Below are 18,075 nucleotides of genomic sequence, written 5' to 3'. Positions count from 1 at the left end.
CGGGTCGCGTGTCTGCCGCGCGTCCTGGCTCACCGCCGCGCGTCCTGGCTCACCATGGACGGTGAGCCAGGACGCAGCACGATCAGCTCACCTGATCATGCGCGGTCAGTGGCTGTGGCCGTGACCGTGCGAGTGGCCGTGCGTGTGGTGCCCACCGCCCGCGTGGTCGTGGTCCTCCTCCGGCGCCTCGACGACGGCGGAGTCGGTGGTGAGCACCATCGCGGCGATCGACGCGGCGTTGCCCAGCGCGGCCTTGGTGACCTTGACCGGGTCGATGACGCCCTGTGCGGCCAGGTCGCCGTACTCGCCGGTGGCGGCGTTGAAGCCGTGGCCCACGCCGAGGTCGCGGACCCTGCTGACGACGACGCGGCCCTCGAAGCCGGCGTTGTCGGCGATGCGGGCCAGCGGGGCGTCCAGCGCGCTGCGCACGGCGCGGGCGCCGGTCAGCTCGTCGCCGGAGAGGTCGAGCGCGTCGATCGCGGCGGCCGCGTGCACGAGCGCGGAGCCACCGCCGGGGACGACGCCCTCCTCCACCGCGGCGCGGGTGGCGGCGATGGCGTCCTCGATGCGGTGCTTGCGCTCCTTGAGCTCGACCTCGGTGGCCGCGCCGACCCGGATGACGCCGATGCCGCCGGCCAGCTTGGCCAGCCGCTCCTGCAGCTTCTCGCGGTCCCAGTCGGAGTCGGTGGACTCGATCTCGCGGCGGATCTGGGCGACCCGGTCGCTGATCGCGCCGGCGGTGCCGCCGCCGTCGACGATCGTCGTCGTGTCCTTGGTGACGGTCACGCGGCGGGCGGTGCCGAGCACCTCGAGGCCGACCTGGTCGAGCTTGAGGCCGACGTCCTCGCTGACGACCTGGCCGCCGGTGACGATCGCGAGGTCGGTCATGAAGGCCTTGCGGCGGTCGCCGAAGTAGGGCGACTTGACCGCGACCACGCGGATCGTCTTGCGGATGGAGTTGACGACGAGGGTCGACAGCGCCTCGCCCTCGACGTCCTCGGCCACGATGAGCAGCGGGCGCGCGCCGGTGCCGAGCACCTTCTCCAGCAGCGGCAGCAGGTCGGCCAGCGCGCCGACCTTGCCCTGCACCAGCAGGACGAGGGCGTCGTCGAGGACGGCCTCCATCGCCTCCTGGTCGGTGACGAAGTAAGGCGAGAGGTAGCCCTTGTCGAACTGCACGCCCTCGGTGACGTCCAGCTCGGTGGACATCGTGTTGCTCTCCTCGACGGTGATGACGCCGTCCTTGCCGACCTTCTCCATCGCCTGCCCGATCAGGTCGCCGACCTCGGCGTCCTGCGCGGAGATGGTCGCGACGCCGGCGATGGCGGCCTGGTCGTCGACCGGGATGGCGGCCTCGTCGAGGGCCTTCGACACGGCGTCGACGGCGGCGCGCATGCCGCGACCGAGCTCCATCGGGTTGGCGCCGGCGGCGACGTTGCGCATGCCCTCCTTGACCAGCGCCTGGGCCAGCACCGTCGCGGTGGTGGTGCCGTCACCGGCGACGTCGTTGGTCTTCGTCGCGACGTTCTTGGCGAGCTGCGCACCGAGGTTCTCGTACGGGTCCTCGAGCTCGACCTCGCGGGCGATGGTGACGCCGTCGTTGGTGATGGTCGGGGCGCCGAACTTCTTGTCGAGGACGACGTTGCGCCCGCGCGGGCCGAGGGTCACCTTGACCGCGTCGGCGAGCTTGTCCACGCCGCGCTCGAGCGCGCGGCGGGCGTCCTCGTTGAACTTGATGATCTTGGCCATGGGGCCCTTCCGATCAGGCGTGCTACGGGGGAGGACGACGACCGCCCCGGGACCCGGTCAGTTCGGGTCGCCGGGGCGGACGCGAGGTGCTGGAACGGCCCCGTCGCAAGGCCCCGCCGCGAGCTCGCGAGCGGTGGGGGGCGACGGGGTCCTTCGACTACTTCTCGACGACGGCGAGCAGGTCGCGGGCGGAGAGCACGAGGTACTCCTCGCCGGCGTACTTGACCTCGGTGCCGCCGTACTTCGAGTAGATGACGACGTCGCCGACGTTGACGTCGAGCGGGACGCGGTTGCCGTTGTCGTCGACGCGGCCGGGGCCCACGGCGACGACCGTGCCCTCCTGCGGCTTCTCCTTGGCGGTGTCCGGGATGACCAGGCCGGAGGCGGTGGTGGTCTCGGCCTCGTTGGCCTGGACGACGACGCGGTCCTCGAGCGGCTTGATGGTGACCTTGGTAGCGGTCGTCACGGGGTGACGCCCCCTTCGGGATCGGACGGCTGGTGGTCTTGCATGCTGTGGCACGGGGGCCGGGCCTGCCGTCGCGGGGGTCAGGCTCCTGCCCGTGTCGATTGGCACTCTACCCATGAGAGTGCCAGCCACTCAACAGGGCCCCCCGGCCGGACGGGCAGGTCTGGGGGAGGCTCCTCCCGTGCCCGACACCGCCGCGCTCGCCCTGCTGCGCACTCCGGAGGGGGCGGCGGCCACGGCCCGCGCGGCGGCCCTGCTCGACGGCGGCGCCGACGTGCTCGCCGGGGTGGCCCGGCTGCGCGGTGAGGTCGGCCCGGAGCTGGCCGGCCCGGCGTGGGAGCTGGCCCGGCTGCGGGCGCGTGCCCGGCCGGTGTTCGGCGCCGACGCCGACCGGCTGTTCCTCACCGCCGACACCCTCGAGCAGGCCGGCCGCCCGGAGCTCGCCACCCGCCGCGCCGCCCGGCTGCTCGCCGACGGCACCGACTCCGCGGCCGACCTCGGCTGCGCGGCGGGCACCGACACCGTGGCGCTGGCCCGGGCCGGGGCGCGGGTGCTCGCCGTCGACCGCGACCCGCTCGCCCGGGAGCTGACCGCCGCCAACGCCGCGGCCCTCGGCGTGCACGACGACGTGTGGGTCGTCGCCGGCGACGTCGTCGAGCTGGTCGCTGCCGCCCGCGGCGGGGAGGTGGCCGGCTGCCGCGCCGCCGTCCTCGACCCCGCCCGGCGGGCCGGCGGGCGCCGCCTGCTCGACCCCGACCGCTGGTCGCCGCCCTGGTCGACGGTGACCACGCTGCTCGACCGGGTGCCGCGCGCGGTGGTCAAGGTGGCGCCGGGACTGGACCACGAGCGGGTGCCGGAGGGCGTCGAGGCGGAGTGGGTGTCGGTGCGCGGGTCGATCGTCGAGGCGCTGCTGTGGGGCCGCGGGGTGGCGGAGACGTGGCGCCGGGCGACCGTCGTCCGCGACGGCGTCGTGCACGAGCTCACCGCGGAGGCCGACCCCGGACCCGCCGACACCGGCCCCGTGCGCGGCTGGCTGCACGAGCCCGACCCGGCCGTCATCCGGTCGGGGCTGGTGTCCCCGGTCGCGGCCGGGCTGGGCGCCACCCTGGTCGACCCGACCATCGCCTACCTGACCTCCGGCGACCGCGCCGCGACCCCCTGGGTCACCTCGTACCGGGTCGACGAGGTGCTGCCGTTCAACCTCAAGCGGCTGCGCGCGCTGCTGCGGACCCGCGGCGTCGGCCGGGTGGTGGTGAAGAAGCGCGGGTCGGCGATCGAGCCCGAGACCCTCGCCCGGCAGCTGCGCGGGGCGGGCACGGGGACGGCGACCGTCGTGGTCACCCGGGTGGCCGGCGCCCCCACGGCGCTCGTCTGTGCCATCAACCCGGGTTGACGGACACGCGGCCATCAACCTAGGTTGATGGCGTGGCGGTCGAGATCCCGGGTCCCGATGACCCGGAGCAGGCGCTGGCCGCCGTCGTCGCCCTGCGCCGGCTCGCGAGCCGGCTGGAGGTCGAGGCGGTGGTCGAGGCGGTCGGCCGGGGCTGGACGTGGGCCCAGGTCGGCGAGGCGCTCGGCATCAGCGCGCAGGCCGCCCACAAGAGGTTCGCCACCGAGGTCCGCGCGCGGCGCGGCCACTGACCCGAGGAGTCGTCACATGGGGATCGTCACTGCGGTACGGGACCTGCGGACGGTGCGGGCGCTGCTCACCGGCGCCGAGGCCGAGGCGCGCCGGAGCGGGGAGCCGGCGCCGGGGCCCGAGCACCTGCTGCTGGCCGCCGCGGCGCTGCCGGACGGCACGGCGGCCGCCGCCCTGGCGCGGGCCGGCGTCGACGCCGGCCGGCTGCGGGGCGCCGTCGAGGCCGCGCACGCCGAGGCGCTGGCGTCGGTGGGGGTCGTCGCCGGCCCCGCCGAGGGGGCGCTGCGCGGACCGGTCACCGGCCCGATGCGGTCGACGCCGCAGGCCCAGCAGGTCTTCCGCGCGGCGGTCGCGGCGGCGAAGGCGGCGCGCTCGCCGCTGCACGGCGCGCACGTCGTCGCGGCCGTCTGCGACCTCGAGCGCGGCACCGCCGCCCGCGCGCTCGCCGCCCTCGGCGTCGACCGCGCCCGGCTCCGTGACGCCGCTGCGCTCAGCGGGTGACCACGTCGATGGGCAGCGAGCTGTCGGCGCCGAGGTCGGGCGCCGACGGGGCGACGCCGGCCGCGACCAGCCGCGAGCCGAGCGCGGCGACCATCGCCCCGTTGTCGGTGCACAGCCGCGGGCTGGGCACGCGCAGCACGATCCCGGCCGCGGCACAGCGCTCCTCCGCCAGCGCCCGCAGCCGCGAGTTGGCCGCCACTCCCCCGCCGAGCACCAGGTGGTCGACGCCGTGGTCGCGGCAGGCGCGCACGGCCTTGGCGGTGAGCACGTCGGCCACCGCCTCCTGGAACGAGGCCGCGACGTCGGCCACCGGCACCGGCTCCCCCGCCCGCTGCCGCGCCTCGACCCAGCGGGCGACGGCGGTCTTCAGGCCGGAGAAGCTGAAGTCGTAGGCGGCGTCGCGGGGGCCGGTGAGCCCGCGCGGGAAGTCGATGGCCGAGGCGTCGCCGTCTCGGGCGGCGCGGTCGATGGGCGGGCCGCCGGGGAAGGGCATGCCCAGCACCCGGGCGACCTTGTCGAAGGCCTCGCCGGCGGCGTCGTCGATCGTGCGGCCCAGCGAGGTGACCTCCCGGGCGAGGTCGGGCACCAGCAGCAGCGAACTGTGCCCGCCGGAGACCAGCAGCGCCAGCGACGGCTCGGCCAGCGGCCCGTGCTGCAGCTCGTCGACGGCGACGTGGGCGGCGAGGTGGTTGACCCCGTACAGCGGCACGTCCAGCGCGAGCGCGTAGGCCTTCGCGGCGGCGAGCCCGACCAGCAGCGCCCCGGTCAGGCCCGGGCCGGCGGTGACGGCGACCGCGTCGACGTCGGTGGCGGACACGCCGGCGTCGGCCAGCGCGCGGTGGACGGTGGGGACCATCGCCTCCAGGTGCGCCCGGGAGGCGATCTCCGGGACGACGCCGCCGAAGCGCTCGTGCTCCCCCACCGACGTGGCCAGCGCGTCGGCGAGCAGCGTGTGCCCGCGGACGACCCCCACGCCGGTCTCGTCGCACGAGGTCTCGAACCCGATGACCAGCGGCTCGCTCACCGCTTCTCCCTCTTCATCACGACCGCGTCGGTGTTGCTCGGCTGGTAGTAGCCGCGGCGCCGGCCGATCTCGGTGAACCCCCGCCGTCGGTAGAGGCCCTGCGCCACCTCGTTGTCGGCGCGCACCTCGAGCAGCACGACGGGGCTGCGGCGGTCGGCCTCGGTGAGCAGCGCGTCGAGCAGCAGCGCGCCGGTGCCCTCGCCCTGCCGGTCCCGGGCCACGCCGATCGTCGCCACGTGCGCCTCGTCGTCGTAGGCGATGAGCCCGGCGTACCCGACCACGGTGTCCCCGTCCTCGGCGACCAGGTAGTGCCGGGTGTCGGTGCGCGCCAACTCGTCGCGGTACATGGCGCGGGTCCAGGTGTCGGGCGCGAAGAGCTCCTCCTCCAGCGCGAGGACGGCGTCGAGGTCGGCCAGCCGCATGGGCCGCAGGCGAACCGTCATGACGTGGTCACCGGCTTGAACGACGTCGGCGGGACCGCGTCGGGGCGGCGCAGGTACAGCGGGACGAGCGGGCCGGCGGCCGACGGGTCGTCGAGCAGGGCCGCCGCGGCGCGCAGCAGCCCGGCCGTCGTCACCCCGGCGGGCTCGACGGGCGCACCGAGGCGGTCGGCGAACCGCGGGTCGCCGACCAGCGGGCCGGTGAGGCGCGCCTCCTCGGGGCGGACGACGCCGGGCCCCTCGACCCGCGCGCCGGTGGCGTCGTAGGCGGCCCAGTAGACCTCCCGGCGCCGCGCGTCGGTGACCACCGTGCGGGCACCGGACCCGACCGCGTCGAGCGAGCAGACGCCGACCGCGGGGATGCCGCGGGCGTCGGCCAGCGCCGCGGCGGTGACCACGCCGACCCGCAGCCCGGTGAACGGCCCGGGCCCCAGCCCGGCGACGACGGCGCCGACGTCGGCGAGGGCCACGCCCGCGGCGGCCAGCGCCTCGCGCACGGCGGGGACCAGCAGCTCGGCGTGCCGGTTGCCCGAGGGCACCGCCCGCTCGGCGAGCACCTCGGCGTCGCCGCCGGTCCGGCGGGCGACCCCGGCGACCAGCGTGGGGGTCGCGGTGTCGAGGGCGAGGACGAGCACGACCGTCGAGGCTAGTCGCCCGCCCGGTCGCCCCTGCTCACGATCCCGCGGACCACCTCGGAGCATGCGGGGGAGGCTGCGCGGTCACAGGTCGAGCTCGTACAGCACCTCGGGGCCGTCGACCTCGTCCACCTGCTCCCCCACCACGCGGAAGCCGAACGGGCGCGCCACCGCCAGGGACGCCGCGTTGCCGGGCGCGATCGCCAGCCGGACCACCCGCACGTCCGGCTCCCGGCGGGCGCGGTCGAGCAGCACGGCCAGGGCGGCCCGCGCGTACCCGCGACGCCGGTGCTCCGGCAGCACTGCGTAGCCGATCTCCACCATCCCGCGGGCGTCGGGCGGGCCGTGGAAGCCGGCGCGGCCGACCACCACCCCGCGGTCGAGGTCCCGGACGACGCCGGTCACCCAGGCCGCCACCGACGGGTCGGCGGCCACCTGCCGCGCCCGCATCCGCCACAGCGGCGCCTCCGCGGGGTCGGCGAGGGCCGCCGGCAGCGGCACCGGCGCGGTGCTGACGTCCCCGTCGGCCAGCGCGGTGAACACCGGGCCGCCGAGGGCCACCACCTCGACCCGCGGCGGTGCCGGGACCCCCGTGGCCGTGCGGTGCGAGGCTGACCGCGTGGGCTGGCCGGTCGCGGACGTCGTCGTGACGCCGCGGCTGCGTCTCGAGCCGCTGACCACGGCGCACACCGTAGAGCTGCACCCCGTGCTCGCCGACCCGGCCCTGTACGCGTTCACCGGCGGGGCGCCGCCCACGCGCGGCGAGCTGCGCGCCCGGCACGAGCGGCAGGCCGCCGGGATCTCCCCCGACGGCGCGGAGGGCTGGCTGAACTGGGTGCTGCGGCTGCGGGACACCGGCGCGGTCGCCGGCTTCGTGCAGGCCACCGTCAGCCGCGACGGCGACGTCCTCGTGGCCGACCTCGCCTGGCTGGTCGGCACGGCGTCCCACGGGCGCGGGCTCGCGTCGGAGGCGGCCCGCGCGGTCGTCGCGGAGCTGCGCGGGCACGGCGTCGGGCGGTTCGGCGCGTGGGTGCACCCGGGACACGCGGCGTCGGGCGCGGTGGCCCGCCGGTGCGGGCTCACCCCCACCGGCGAGGTGCGCGACGGCGAGGTGCGCTGGACCGGCTGATCAGCTCAGCCGGGCCTCCCAGCCCGGGCCTCCCGGGACGAGGACGGCGGTGCGGACGTCGTCGTCGCTGCGGTCCAGCCGCACCTCCAGGTGCTCGTCGGCGAGCTGCTCGACCAGCCCGGCACCCCACTCGACGACGGTGACCGACTCCGCGGTCGAGGCGTCGAGGTCGAGGTCGTCGACGTCGGCGACCCCGCCGAGGCGGTAGGCGTCGACGTGCACCAGCGGCAGCCGCCCGCCGCGGTGCACGCGGGCGATGACGAAGGTGGGCGAGGTGACCGGCTCGGTCACGCCGAGCGCGGCACCCAGGCCCTGGGTGAGCGCGGTCTTGCCGGCGCCCAGCGGTCCGGTGAGCACCAGCAGGTCCCCGGGCCGGACGACGGCGGCCAGCGCGGCGCCGAGCGCCCGGGTGTCCTCGACCGTGGGCAGGACGTGCTCGCGCCTCACCGCAGGCTCGCCGCGACGGAGGTCAGGTCGGCGAGCAGGCCGGCCCGCGGCGCCCCCGCCGGGCCGAACCGGATGGCCGCCGACGGGTGGTAGGTGGCCCAGACGGCACGGCCGCCGACGTCGTGCGGGCGGCCGCGCGCCTCGGCGAGCACGGTCCTGGGACCCAGGAACCACGTCGCCGACGACAGCCCCAGCGCCACGACGACCGGCGGGTCGAGCAGCTCCAGCTGGCGGCGCAGCCAGCCGCTGCAGCGTGCGACCTCCGGCGTCCTCGGCGTGCGGTTGCCCGGCGGGCGGCACTTGACGATGTTGAGGACGGCGGCCTCGGCCCGGTCCAGCCCGGCCTCCCGCAGCAGCTGGTCGAGCAGCTGCCCCGACTTCCCGACGAACGGCCGGCCGGTGTCGTCCTCGTTCGCGCCCGGCGCCTCGCCGATCAGCGCGAACCGCGCCCGGCCGCGCGCCGGCGGGTCGCCGACGACGACGTGCTGCCGGGTCGCGGCCAGCTCGGGGCAGGCGACGCAGGGAGTGGCGGCCGCGGCCAGCGCCGCCCAGTCCTGCGCCGCGGCGGCGGTGCGGGCGACCTCGTCGGCGGCGGCGTCGAACCGGGGCGGACGAGGGGCCACGTCCCGACCCTATGTCGGGTGCCCGCCCGTGGCCCGGGGGGTTCCGCCCACGCGGGTGGGCTGTCACCGTCGACCCGGGACCCCGTGCCGGGAGGAGCCGCGATGACGCAGCCGGACGTGTACGACGTCGCCTGTCTGGCCGGAGGCCCCTCCCGGGTGGTCGACACCGCCCTGGTGGCGCTGCTGGTGACCGGCCGGGTCCGCGCGGTCTCCCCCGGCGAGCTGCAGGTGGTCGACGCCCAGCGGCGGCACCCGGTCGAGGCCGCCGTCCTCGACGCGGTCGGCGGCCGGGGACGCCGGTCGGTGGGGACCGTGCGGTGGCGGGCGCTGGCCGACGACCGGGTCGTCCGCCTCGCCCGGCGGTTGCGCGAGGAGCGCCTGGTCGGCCGCTTCGGCGGTCGCACCGCGGCCGGGCGCCGGGCGCTCGAGCGGGCCCGCGCCGCCGACGTCGGGCCGGTGCTGCACGTGGCGCTCGACGGGCCGGGTCAGCTCACCGACCAGGACCTGCGGGCGGCCGTCCTGGAGCCGCCGGCACGGCCGGTGCTGCCGGCCAGCGGGGTCTCGCCGTGGGTGCTGTCCTGGGGCGACGGTTGCGACGTCGCCCGCCGGACCCGCGACCAGCTGGTCGGCCGCAACCTCGACGGCCTGCCCTGAGCCGTCAGTCGCGGACGCCGGTCCGCGTGGTCACGCGGCGCACCAGGCCCGACAGCGCGCGGGTGACCTCCTCGGGCTTCTCCATCTGCACGAGGTGCCCCGCGTCGGGGACGACGACGTACTCGACCATCGGCCCCTCGCCGCCGAGCAGCTCGACGAGCGTGTCGCTGTGCCCCTTCGGGATCATCTTGTCCGCGTCGCCGGTGAGCACCAGCGTGGGCACCTGCCGCAGCGGCGCCAGCGCCCCCGTCTCGTCGAGGCCGGCCAGCGCCGGGTAGAACTCCGCGATCACGTCGACCGGGGTGCCGCCGATCATCGCGTCGACGTAGCGGCCCAGCCGCGGGTCGACGTCGGTGGAAGCGAACGACAGCGACCAGGTGACGGCGGAGACGACGTCGGCGGCCAGCCGGCGGGTGCGCTCGGCGAAGGCCGGCCGGCGGCGCATGGCGAACGCCGCGATCGGCAGCACGGCGGCGCGGACCCGCGTGAGGACGTCGGGCAGGCCGAAGTCGAGGTCGGCGAGGTTGCCGCTCGACGTCGCCACCAGCGCCGCACCGGTGACCGTGGTGCCGAACAGCTCCGGGTGGACGTCGGCCAGGCCCATGACGGTCATCCCGCCCATGGAGTGCCCGACCAGCACGACCGGCCCCGTGGGCACCCGGGCCTCGAGCACGGCCGCGAGGTCACGGGCGAGCTGGTCGATGGTCGAGTTCTCGGCCGGCCCCCGCGAGGAGGCGCCGTGCCCGCGCTGGTCGTAGAAGACGAGGCGGGCCGCCGGCCGGTGCCCGTTGGCGGTGGCGAGCTGGGCGCCCAGCGACCGCCGCTGGAAGGTCCACGACGCCATCGACAGCGTGTAGCCGTGCACGAAGACGACGGTCAGCGGCGCGTCGAGCGGGCCGACCTCCTCCACCGCGAGCAGCACGCCGTCGTCGGCCTGCACCAGCGCGGTGCGGTCGGCCCGGCGGGACGCGGGGCCGAGCGGGTCGTCCTCGCGCAGCTCGGCGTCGGTGGCGCCCTCGGGCAGGGACCCGGTGGGGCTGATCCGGTCGGCCCGCACCCGCCGGGTGGCGATGCGCGCGACGGCCACGCCGACGGCGGTGGTCGCGGCCGCCAGGCCGACGACGGCGCCGGCGACGCCGACCGCCGGGTGCCGTTCCAGCGCCCCGGCGAGGCCGGAGTGCGCCGGTGTCCTGCTGCGTGCCATCAGACCGCCCCCGCGGACCCGGTGTACCGGCGGGTGAAGCGCCCGCCGACCCGGGTGACCAGCTCGTAGTGGATCGTGTCGACCGCGTCGGCCCACTGCTGGGCGGTCGGCTCGCCGCCGGCGCCCGGGCCCCACAGGACCACCTCGTCGCCCGGCGCCACGGCCGCGTCGCCGACGTCGAGGACGAACTGGTCCATGCAGACCCGCCCGGCGATGGTGCGCTGCGCGCCGCCGGCCAGCACCGGCGCGCGGTTGCCCGCGGCCCGCGGGACGCCGTCGGCGTAGCCGACCGGCACCAGCGCCAGCGTGGTGTCGGTGGCCGGCGCGTAGGTGTGGCCGTAGGAGACGCCGGCGCCGGCGGCCACCCGCTTGATGAGCGCCACCCGGGCGCGCACGGTCATCGCCGGGGTGAGGCCGTGGTCGGCGGGGTCGCCGCCGAGCGGGTCGAGGCCGTAGAGGGCGATGCCGGGGCGGACCATGTCGTACCAGGTGTCCGGCAGCGCGACGGTGGCGGCGGAGTTGGCCAGGTGCCGGCGGCCGTCGACCCCGGCGGCGCGGGCGAGGTCGACGGCCTCGTCGAACAGCCGCACCTGCGCGCCGATCGTGGGGTGGGTGGGCGCGTCGGCGTAGGCCATGTGGCTCCACAGCCCGACGACCTCCACCTCGCCGGCGGCCTGCGCGCGGGCGGCCGCGGCGACCAGGCCGGGCCAGTCGGCGACCGTGGCGCCCTCGCGGGACAGTCCGGTGTCGACGAACAGGTGCAGGCGGGCGGGACGGCCGGTGGCGCGGGCGGCGTCGACCACCTCGGCCAGGCCCCACTCGGCGTTGACCGAGACCTCGACGTCGGCCTCCAGCGCGGGTGCGAAGTCGGTGCCGGGGGTGTGCAGCCAGGCCAGCAGCGGTGCGGTGACGCCGGCGGCGCGCAGGGCCAGCGCCTCCTCGAGGACCGCGACGCCCAAGGCGTCCGCACCACCGGCCAGCACCGCGCGCGCGGCCGGCACCAGGCCGTGCCCGTAGCCGTCGGCCTTGACCACGGCCATGAGCGGCCGGCCGACGCGCTCGCGCAGCACCGCCGTGTTGGCTGCGATCGCGTCGAGGTCGACGACCACCTCGGCCCGGGACGTGTTCACGCCCCCGAGTCTCCCAGGACCGGGCCCCGCACCCGCGCCACCGCCTCGGGGAGCCGCCGCACGAGGTCGCCGGCGACGATCGGCCCCCGCGCGGCGGCGACCTGCCCGGTGCGGCCGTGCAGGTGCGCCGCGGCCGCGGCGGTCCCCGCGGGCGGCGTGCCCGCGGCCAGCAGCGACCCGAGGATCCCCGAGAGGACGTCGCCGCTGCCGGCGGTGGCGAGGTCGGCGGTGCCCGTCGCGTTGACGAACGCGGTGCCGTCCGGAGCGGCGACGACGGTGGCGTCGCCCTTGAGCAGGACGACGGCACCGAGGTCGGCGGCCAGCCGCCGGGCGCTGCCGATGCGGTCGGCGCCCACCGCGACGCCGAACCGCTCGAACTCGCGGTCGTGCGGGGTGAGCACGGTGGGCGCCGCGCGGCCGCGGACCAGCTCCGGCTCGCGGGCGGCCAGCGTCAGCGCGTCGGCGTCGAGCACCACCGGCAGGTCGGTGGCCAGCACCTCGGCCACCAGGCTCCGGGCGGCGTCGTCGGTGCCCATCCCGGGGCCGACGACCCAGGCCTGGACGCGGCCGGCGTCGCCGGGCCGGCCGTCGGTGACGATGGCCTCCGGCCATGCCGCGCGCACTCCGTCGGCGGCCGTGCCGGCGTAGCGGACCAGGCCCGGCCGGGTGCGCAGTGCGGCACCGGTGCACAGCACCGCGGCGCCGGGGTAGACCGCCGAGCCGGCCACGACGCCGACCACGCCGCGGGAGTACTTGTCGTCGGTGGCGCCGGGCGGCTCCAGGTGCCCGGCGACGTCGGCGTCGGTGAGCTGGTGGGCGCGCGCGGGTGCCAGGAGCGGACCGAGACCGATGTCGACCAGGTGGACCTCGCCGGCGTGCCCGCGGCCCTCCCCCACCACCAGGCCGGGCTTGACCGCACCGAAGGTGACCGTGTGCACCGCGGCGAACGCCGCACCCCCGACCGCGCCGGTGTCGGCGTCCACGCCGCTGGGGACGTCGACGGCGACGGGGATCCCCGGACCGGTGGCCGCCCGGTCCGCCAGCCGTGCGGCGTCCGGGCGCAGGCCCCCGCGGCCGCCGATGCCGACGATGCCGTCGAGGACGAGGTCGGCGCGGTCGAGCCCGTCGTCGCCGTCGGGGCCGGTGGTGCGCCCGCCGGCGCGGCGCAGCGCGGCCAGTCCGGCGGGGTGCGCGCGGGCGGGGTCGAGGAGGACGGCGGTGACGCGGGCGCCACGGGCGGCCAGCCGCGCGCCGGCGAACAGGGCGTCGCCGCCGTTGTTTCCGGCGCCGACCAGCAGCGTCACGCGGGTGCCGTGCGCCCGCCCGAGCAGGCGCAGGCACACGGTGGCCAGCCCGGTGGCCGCGCGGTGCATGAGCGCGCCCTCGCGGGTGGCGGCCAGCAGCACCTCCTCCGCAGCCCGCACCTCGGCAGCGGTGGACAGCCCGATCACGCCGACCCTCCCTCGGCGACGACCACCGCCGACGCGATGCCGCCGTCGTGGCTGAGCGAGACGTGCCAGGAGGTGACGCCCAGCTCCGCGGCCCGGGCGGCGACCGTGCCGCGGACCTCGAGGTGCGGCCGGCCGAGATCGCCGACGATCACCTCGGCGTCGTGCCAGCGCAGGCCGCGGGGGGCGCCGAGCGCCTTGACCAGCGCCTCCTTCGCGGCGAACCGCGCGGCCAGCGACTCCGGGGTGCGCGGGGTGCCGGACGGGGTGGTCTGCTCGGCCGGGGTGAACAGCCGGTCGCGGACCGCCGGGGTGCGCACGAGCGACTCGGCGAACCGGGCCACGGGCACCACGTCGATGCCGACCCCGACGATCACCGGCACAGTCTGCCGTGCGCCCGCCGGCGGCGCCGTCCTGGCCCACCCTGACGCGTCCAGGCTCACCGCGACGCGTCCAGGCTCACCACCCGCGGTGAGCCAGGACGCAGCACGATCAGTCGGAGGACCTCCCTGCCCCCACCACTCGCAAGCTCGCGGCGGGCCCCTGCAGGGAGGCCGTCAGACCGTGCGGGGCCTCACTCGACCGTGACGCTCTTGGCCAGGTTGCGCGGCTGGTCGACGTCGAAGCCGCGGGTGTCGGCGATCTCGCAGGCGAGGATCTGCAGCGGCACCGTGGTGACCACCGGGGCGAGCAGGGTCGGCGTCCGCGGCACCCGGATCAGGTGGTCGGCGTACGGGACGACGTCGTCGTCGCCCTCCTCGGCGATCACGATCGTGCGGGCACCGCGGGCCCGCACCTCCTGGATGTTGGACACGACCTTGCCGTGCACCGACTCGCGGCTGCGGGGCGAGGGGACGATGACCACGACCGGCGTGCCCTGGTCGATGACGGCGATCGGGCCGTGCTTGAGCTCGCCGGCGGCGAAGCCCTCGGCGTGGATGTAGGCGAGCTCCTTGAGCTTGAGCGCGCCTTCCAGGGCGACCGGGAAGCCGACGTGCCGGCCGAGGAACAGGATGGTGTCGGCGTCGGCCAGCGACCGGCCCAGCTCGCGCACCGGCTCCATGTGGGTGAGCACCTGCTCGACGGCCCCGGGCAGCTTCTGCAGCTCGGCGACGATCGCGGCGACCTCGTCGGCGTACTTGATGCCCCGGACCTGCGCCAGGAACAGCCCGACGAGGTAGCAGGCCACGATCTGGGCCAGGAAGCTCTTCGTCGAGGCGACGGCGACCTCGGGGCCGGCGTGGGTGTAGAGGACCGCGTCGGACTCGCGCGGGATGGTCGAGCCGTTGACGTTGCAGATCGCCAGGACGCGGGCCTTCTGCTCCTTGGCGTGGCGCAGCGCCATGAGGGTGTCCATGGTCTCGCCGGACTGGCTGATGACCACCACCAGCGTCGAGCGGTCGAGCACCGGGTCGCGGTAGCGGAACTCGCTGGCCACCTCGACCTCGACCGGGATGCGGGTCCAGTGCTCGATGGCGTACTTGGCGATCAGCCCGGCGTGGAAGGACGTGCCGCACGAGACGACGAAGATCTTGTCGATGTCGCGCAGCTCCTGGTCCGACAGCCGGACCTCGTCGAGGATCAGCTCGCCGTCCTCGCCGAGGCGGCCGAGGAGGGTGTCGGCGATCGCCTGCGGCTGCTCGGCGATCTCCTTGAGCATGAACCAGTCGTGGCCGCCCTTCTCGGCCGCCGCGGCGTCCCAGTCGACGGTGTAGGCGACCGGCTCGACGACGCTGCCGGCGAAGTCGGTGACGGTGAGGCCACGGGTGCGGTCGATCTCGACGACCTGGTCCTGGCCGAGCTCCCGGGCCTCCCGGGTGTGCGCGATGAACGCCGCGACGTCGGAGCCGAGGAAGTACTCGCCGTCGCCGATGCCGACCACGAGCGGGCTGTTGCGCCGGGAGGCGACCAGCGTGTCGGGTTCGTCGGCGTGTGTGACGACGAGGGTGAACGCCCCCTCGAGCCGGCCCGACACCAGGCGCATCGCCTCGGCGAGCCGGCCGGGACTCTCCGGCAGGCCGGCGTAGACGGCGGTCATCAGGTGGGCGACGACCTCGGTGTCGGTCTCCGAGCGCATCTCGATGCCGGCGTCCTCGAGCTCGGCGCGCAGCGCGGCGAAGTTCTCGATGATGCCGTTGTGGACCACCGCCACCCGCCCGTCGGCGGACAGGTGCGGGTGGGCGTTGCGGTCGGTCGGGCCGCCGTGGGTGGCCCACCGGGTGTGCCCGATGCCGATCGTCGACTCCGGCAGCGGCTCGTCGGCGAGCAGCTTCTCGAGGTTGGCCAGCTTCCCGGCCTTCTTGGCCGCGGCGAGCTCGCCCCCGTCGGGCCCGTCCACGCGGACGGCGACGCCCGCGGAGTCGTACCCGCGGTACTCCAGCCGACGCAGACCCTCGAGGACCACGTCCAGGGCGTTCTGGGGTCCGACGTACCCGACGATGCCGCACATGAGCACCGAGGGTACCGGCGGAGCGGGCCCGTTCCGCCCTCCCGGAGAGTGAGACGGGCCCACTCGTCACATCCGCCCCGTCCGGCACCGCCGGCCTCCTCGGCCTCCCGGCCGGGGCCTCACTCGACGGCGGCGACGACCTCGGCGAGGGCCCGGGCGATGCCGTCGGCCCGCTCCTGGGTGGGGGCCTCGACCATCACGCGCACGAGCTGCTCGGTGCCCGAGGGGCGCAGCAGCACGCGGCCGTCGTCGCCGAGCTCCTCCTCCGCGGCGTTCACCGCGCCGGCGACGACCTCGCTCTCGACGACGGCGAGACGGTCGCGGACCGGCACGTTCACCAGGGTCTGCGGCAGCCGCTGCACCACCGAGGCGAGCTCGGCGAGCGACGCACCGGTGGCCGCCATGCGGGACAGCAGCGCCAGCCCGGTGAGCAGGCCGTCGCCGGTGGTGGCGTGGTCGAGGAAGACCAGGTGGCCGCTCTGCTCCCCACCCAGGCTGAGCCCGTGCGCGCGCAGCGCCTCGAGGACGTAGCGGTCCCCCACGGCGGTGGTCTGCACCGCGATACCGGCGTCGCGCATCGTGTGGTGGAAGCCGAGGTTGCTCATCACGGTGGCGACGACGGTGTCCTGCGCCAGCGCCCCCCGCTCCTTGAGGCCCAGCGCGCAGACGGCGAGGATCGCGTCGCCGTCGACGACCTCGCCGGTGGCGGTGACCGCCAGGCAGCGGTCGGCGTCGCCGTCGTGGGCGATGCCGAGGTCGGCGCCGGTGGCCCGGACCGTCTCGACGAGCGGCCCGAGGTGGGTGGAGCCCACGCCGTCGTTGGTGTTCCAGCCGTCGGGCTCCCCGCCGATGACGGTGACCTCGGCCCCGGCGCGGCGGTACACCTCGGGCGCGCAGGTGGCGGCGGACCCGTGCGCGCAGTCGACGACCACCCGCAGGCCCGGCACCGGGGACGGCACCGTGGACAGCAGGTGGCTGACGTAGTCGGCGGTGCCCCCGGGGAGGTCGCGGACCCGGCCGATGTCGGCGCCGGCCGGCCGGTGGCCGGTCCCGTCGCCGGTCAGGACGGTCGACTCGATGGCCGCCTCGACCGCGTCGGGCAGCTTGTGGCCGCCGCGGCTGAACAGCTTGATGCCGTTGTCGGGCATCGGGTTGTGACTCGCCGAGATCATGACGCCGAGGTCGGCGCCGGTCTCGGCGGTGAGGAAGGCGACGGCCGGCGTCGGGAGCACGCCCACGCGGAGGACCTCGGCGCCCGCACTGGCCAGGCCCGCGACCACGGCGGCCTCGAGCATCTCCCCGCTGGCGCGGGGGTCACGGCCGACGACCGCGACGGGACGCGAGGTCCCGTCGCGGTCGGCGAGCACCCCGGCGGCCGCACGGGCCACCGAGAGGGCCAACTCCGGCGTGAGGTCGGCATTGGCCCGACCCCGGACGCCGTCGGTCCCGAAGAGGCGACCCACGGCGGTGCCGGTCAGCGCTTCGAGTACTGAGGCGCCTTGCGGGCCTTCTTGAGCCCGTACTTCTTGCGCTCGGTGACGCGGGCGTCACGGGTGAGGAAGCCGGCCTTCTTCAGGGCGGGACGGTCGTCGGCCTCGACCTCGATGAGGGCACGGGCGATCGCCAGGCGCAGCGCGCCGGCCTGCCCGCTGACGCCACCGCCGTGCAGGATGCCGATGACGTCGTACTGCTCGGCCTTCTCGAGGATCACGAACGGCTCACGGATGAGCTGCTGGTGGACCTTGTTCGGAAAGTACTCCTCGATGGTCCGGCCGTTGAGGCGGAACTGGCCGGTGCCGGGCACGAGGCGCACGCGGACGATGGCCTCCTTGCGCCGGCCGACGGTCTGCACGGGACGACCCTCGGGGTCGGTCACGGTCATGGGCGTGGTCACTGGGCAACCTGCTTGATCTCGAAGGTCTGGGGCTGCTGGGCGGCGTGCGGGTGCTCGGGGCCCGCGTACACCTTCAGCTTCTTGATCATCTGCCGGCCGAGGCTGTTGTGCGGCAGCATGCCCTTGACGGCCCGCTCGACGACACGGTCGGGGTGCGTGCGGATCTGGTCGCCGACGTTGATCGCCCGCAGACCACCCGGGTAGCCCGAGTGCCGGTAGGCGGTCTTCTGGTCCCGCTTGGAACCGGTGAGCGCGACCTTGCCGGCGTTCACGACGACGACGAAGTCGCCGACGTCGACGTGCGGTGCGAACTGGGGCTTGTGCTTGCCGCGCAGCAGGGTCGCGATCTGGGTGGCGAGTCGACCGAGCACCACGTCGGTGGCGTCGATGACGTGCCAGACCCGGTCGACCTCGCCGGGCTTGGGTGAGTACGTGCGCACGGCGCTGTCCTCCGTCGTCGTCGGGTGGCTGGTGGGATCGCCTCACCGAGCACGGGAGACGGAGCGGCACGCGCGCACCAGCCGACCGGCCGCGCACCAGCCGACCACGATACCAGTGGCCCGGAGGGCCGACGCGACGTGCCGGAACGGCCCTCCTGCAGGCGCCCGCGTCCAGCGGAGCGAGGCGTGGGGGGCAGGAGGGC

General features: G+C 76.3%; 21 protein-coding genes. 5 read left to right on the top strand and 16 right to left on the bottom strand.

What is annotated here, in order from left to right:
* Positions 1–105: 105 nt before the first annotated feature.
* Both groL and groES read right to left on the bottom strand, forming a co-directional pair.
* Entirely contained in the window at positions 106–1,749 is a 1,644-nt protein-coding gene (gene groL / locus BM165_RS09910) for a chaperonin GroEL (RefSeq protein WP_075013351.1), read from the bottom strand.
* A gap of 157 nt (positions 1,750–1,906) precedes the next feature.
* A complete protein-coding gene (gene groES / locus BM165_RS09905; protein ID WP_075013350.1) occupies positions 1,907–2,215 on the bottom strand; it encodes a co-chaperone GroES in 309 nt (102 codons plus the stop codon).
* A gap of 181 nt (positions 2,216–2,396) precedes the next feature.
* On the opposite strand from groES, the gene BM165_RS09900 reads away from it, so the two are divergent.
* The 3 genes from BM165_RS09900 to BM165_RS09890 are packed head-to-tail and all read left to right on the top strand — an operon-like array spanning position 2,397 to position 4,355.
* Entirely contained in the window at positions 2,397–3,608 is a 1,212-nt protein-coding gene (locus BM165_RS09900) for a class I SAM-dependent methyltransferase (RefSeq protein ID WP_075013349.1), read from the top strand.
* Positions 3,609–3,640: 32 nt separating this feature from the next.
* Positions 3,641–3,856 carry a hypothetical protein gene (locus BM165_RS09895; RefSeq protein WP_075013348.1) on the top strand — a complete coding sequence of 72 codons (216 nt, stop codon included), beginning with the start codon at positions 3,641–3,643 and terminating at the stop codon, positions 3,854–3,856.
* Positions 3,857–3,872: 16 nt separating this feature from the next.
* Positions 3,873–4,355 carry a Clp protease N-terminal domain-containing protein gene (locus BM165_RS09890; protein WP_075013347.1) on the top strand — a complete coding sequence of 161 codons (483 nt, stop codon included), beginning with the start codon at positions 3,873–3,875 and terminating at the stop codon, positions 4,353–4,355.
* Here the strand turns inward: BM165_RS09890 and tsaD are convergent.
* From tsaD to BM165_RS26060, 4 genes are all read right to left on the bottom strand, one after another.
* Complete coding sequence (tsaD, locus tag BM165_RS09885) at positions 4,345–5,379, bottom strand: tRNA (adenosine(37)-N6)-threonylcarbamoyltransferase complex transferase subunit TsaD (protein ID WP_075013346.1); 1,035 nt, start codon at positions 5,377–5,379, stop codon at positions 4,345–4,347. The two genes, BM165_RS09890 and tsaD, sit on opposite strands and share 11 nt — an antisense overlap.
* Positions 5,376–5,822: a ribosomal protein S18-alanine N-acetyltransferase gene (rimI, locus tag BM165_RS09880; protein WP_075013345.1), complete on the bottom strand. Its 447-nt coding sequence runs from the start codon at positions 5,820–5,822 to the stop codon at positions 5,376–5,378. The genes tsaD and rimI overlap by 4 nt, the downstream gene beginning before the upstream one ends.
* Positions 5,819–6,454, bottom strand: a complete 636-nt coding sequence (tsaB, locus tag BM165_RS09875) for a tRNA (adenosine(37)-N6)-threonylcarbamoyltransferase complex dimerization subunit type 1 TsaB (protein WP_075013344.1) — start codon at positions 6,452–6,454, stop codon at positions 5,819–5,821. Before tsaB ends, rimI begins: the two co-directional genes overlap by 4 nt.
* An 84-nt stretch (positions 6,455–6,538) precedes the next feature.
* Complete coding sequence (locus tag BM165_RS26060) at positions 6,539–7,015, bottom strand: GNAT family N-acetyltransferase (RefSeq protein WP_075013343.1); 477 nt, start codon at positions 7,013–7,015, stop codon at positions 6,539–6,541.
* 58 nt (positions 7,016–7,073) lie between these two features.
* On the opposite strand from BM165_RS26060, the gene BM165_RS09865 reads away from it, so the two are divergent.
* Positions 7,074–7,583, top strand: coding sequence for a GNAT family N-acetyltransferase (locus BM165_RS09865; RefSeq protein ID WP_143108100.1), 510 nt, complete (start codon positions 7,074–7,076; stop codon positions 7,581–7,583).
* Here the strand turns inward: BM165_RS09865 and tsaE are convergent, their stop codons facing one another.
* Together tsaE and BM165_RS09855 are read right to left on the bottom strand one after the other, a co-directional pair.
* Complete coding sequence (tsaE, locus tag BM165_RS09860) at positions 7,584–8,030, bottom strand: tRNA (adenosine(37)-N6)-threonylcarbamoyltransferase complex ATPase subunit type 1 TsaE (protein ID WP_075013342.1); 447 nt, start codon at positions 8,028–8,030, stop codon at positions 7,584–7,586.
* Positions 8,027–8,653 (bottom strand): uracil-DNA glycosylase, encoded by a 627-nt coding sequence (locus BM165_RS09855; RefSeq protein ID WP_075013341.1) that lies wholly within the window; start codon positions 8,651–8,653, stop codon positions 8,027–8,029. Before BM165_RS09855 ends, tsaE begins: the two co-directional genes overlap by 4 nt.
* 18 nt (positions 8,654–8,671) lie before the next feature.
* Between BM165_RS09855 and BM165_RS09850 the strand changes: the two genes are divergently transcribed.
* Positions 8,672–9,307: a TIGR04222 domain-containing membrane protein gene (locus BM165_RS09850; protein ID WP_348271792.1), complete on the top strand. Its 636-nt coding sequence runs from the start codon at positions 8,672–8,674 to the stop codon at positions 9,305–9,307.
* Positions 9,308–9,311: 4 nt separating this feature from the next.
* Here the strand turns inward: BM165_RS09850 and BM165_RS09845 are convergent, their stop codons facing one another.
* The 8 genes from BM165_RS09845 to rplM form a co-directional block, all read right to left on the bottom strand.
* The gene (locus BM165_RS09845) at positions 9,312–10,511 is read right to left on the bottom strand and encodes an alpha/beta fold hydrolase (RefSeq protein ID WP_083427213.1); all 1,200 of its coding nucleotides are present in this window, start codon (positions 10,509–10,511) and stop codon (positions 9,312–9,314) included.
* Complete coding sequence (gene alr / locus BM165_RS09840; RefSeq protein ID WP_075013339.1) at positions 10,511–11,641, bottom strand: alanine racemase; 1,131 nt, start codon at positions 11,639–11,641, stop codon at positions 10,511–10,513. Before alr ends, BM165_RS09845 begins: the two co-directional genes overlap by 1 nt.
* Positions 11,638–13,092, bottom strand: coding sequence for a bifunctional ADP-dependent NAD(P)H-hydrate dehydratase/NAD(P)H-hydrate epimerase (locus BM165_RS09835; RefSeq protein WP_075013338.1), 1,455 nt, complete (start codon positions 13,090–13,092; stop codon positions 11,638–11,640). Before BM165_RS09835 ends, alr begins: the two co-directional genes overlap by 4 nt.
* Positions 13,089–13,466, bottom strand: a complete 378-nt coding sequence (locus BM165_RS09830; RefSeq protein ID WP_075013505.1) for a holo-ACP synthase — start codon at positions 13,464–13,466, stop codon at positions 13,089–13,091. The genes BM165_RS09835 and BM165_RS09830 overlap by 4 nt, the downstream gene beginning before the upstream one ends.
* Before the next feature lie 197 nt (positions 13,467–13,663).
* The gene (glmS, locus tag BM165_RS09825) at positions 13,664–15,538 is read right to left on the bottom strand and encodes a glutamine--fructose-6-phosphate transaminase (isomerizing) (RefSeq protein ID WP_075013504.1); all 1,875 of its coding nucleotides are present in this window, start codon (positions 15,536–15,538) and stop codon (positions 13,664–13,666) included.
* A gap of 119 nt (positions 15,539–15,657) precedes the next feature.
* Positions 15,658–17,001 (bottom strand): phosphoglucosamine mutase, encoded by a 1,344-nt coding sequence (glmM, locus tag BM165_RS09820; RefSeq protein ID WP_075013337.1) that lies wholly within the window; start codon positions 16,999–17,001, stop codon positions 15,658–15,660.
* A gap of 11 nt (positions 17,002–17,012) precedes the next feature.
* Positions 17,013–17,432 carry a 30S ribosomal protein S9 gene (gene rpsI, locus BM165_RS09815; RefSeq protein ID WP_075013336.1) on the bottom strand — a complete coding sequence of 140 codons (420 nt, stop codon included), beginning with the start codon at positions 17,430–17,432 and terminating at the stop codon, positions 17,013–17,015.
* Positions 17,429–17,872 carry a 50S ribosomal protein L13 gene (gene rplM, locus BM165_RS09810; RefSeq protein WP_075013335.1) on the bottom strand — a complete coding sequence of 148 codons (444 nt, stop codon included), beginning with the start codon at positions 17,870–17,872 and terminating at the stop codon, positions 17,429–17,431. The genes rpsI and rplM overlap by 4 nt, the downstream gene beginning before the upstream one ends.
* Positions 17,873–18,075 lie beyond the last annotated feature (203 nt).

Source organism: Geodermatophilus obscurus (assembly GCF_900115395.1).
Classification (GTDB): domain Bacteria; phylum Actinomycetota; class Actinomycetes; order Mycobacteriales; family Geodermatophilaceae; genus Geodermatophilus; species Geodermatophilus obscurus_B.
The sequence above is the reverse complement of the archived record's forward strand: the minus strand, read 5'-3'. Positions and strand labels throughout refer to the sequence as shown.

Bases quoted from the DNA above. Each gene is read 5' to 3' on its own strand.
- groL (WP_075013351.1), bottom strand. From the start codon at position 1,749: ATGGCCAAGATCATCAAGTTCAACGAGGACGCCCGCCGCGCGCTCGAG.
- BM165_RS09890 (WP_075013347.1), top strand. From the start codon at position 3,873: ATGGGGATCGTCACTGCGGTACGGGACCTGCGGACGGTGCGGGCGCTG.
- rimI (WP_075013345.1), bottom strand. From the start codon at position 5,822: ATGACGGTTCGCCTGCGGCCCATGCGGCTGGCCGACCTCGACGCCGTC.
- BM165_RS09845 (WP_083427213.1), bottom strand. From the start codon at position 10,511: ATGGCACGCAGCAGGACACCGGCGCACTCCGGCCTCGCCGGGGCGCTG.
- glmS (WP_075013504.1), bottom strand. From the start codon at position 15,538: ATGTGCGGCATCGTCGGGTACGTCGGACCCCAGAACGCCCTGGACGTG.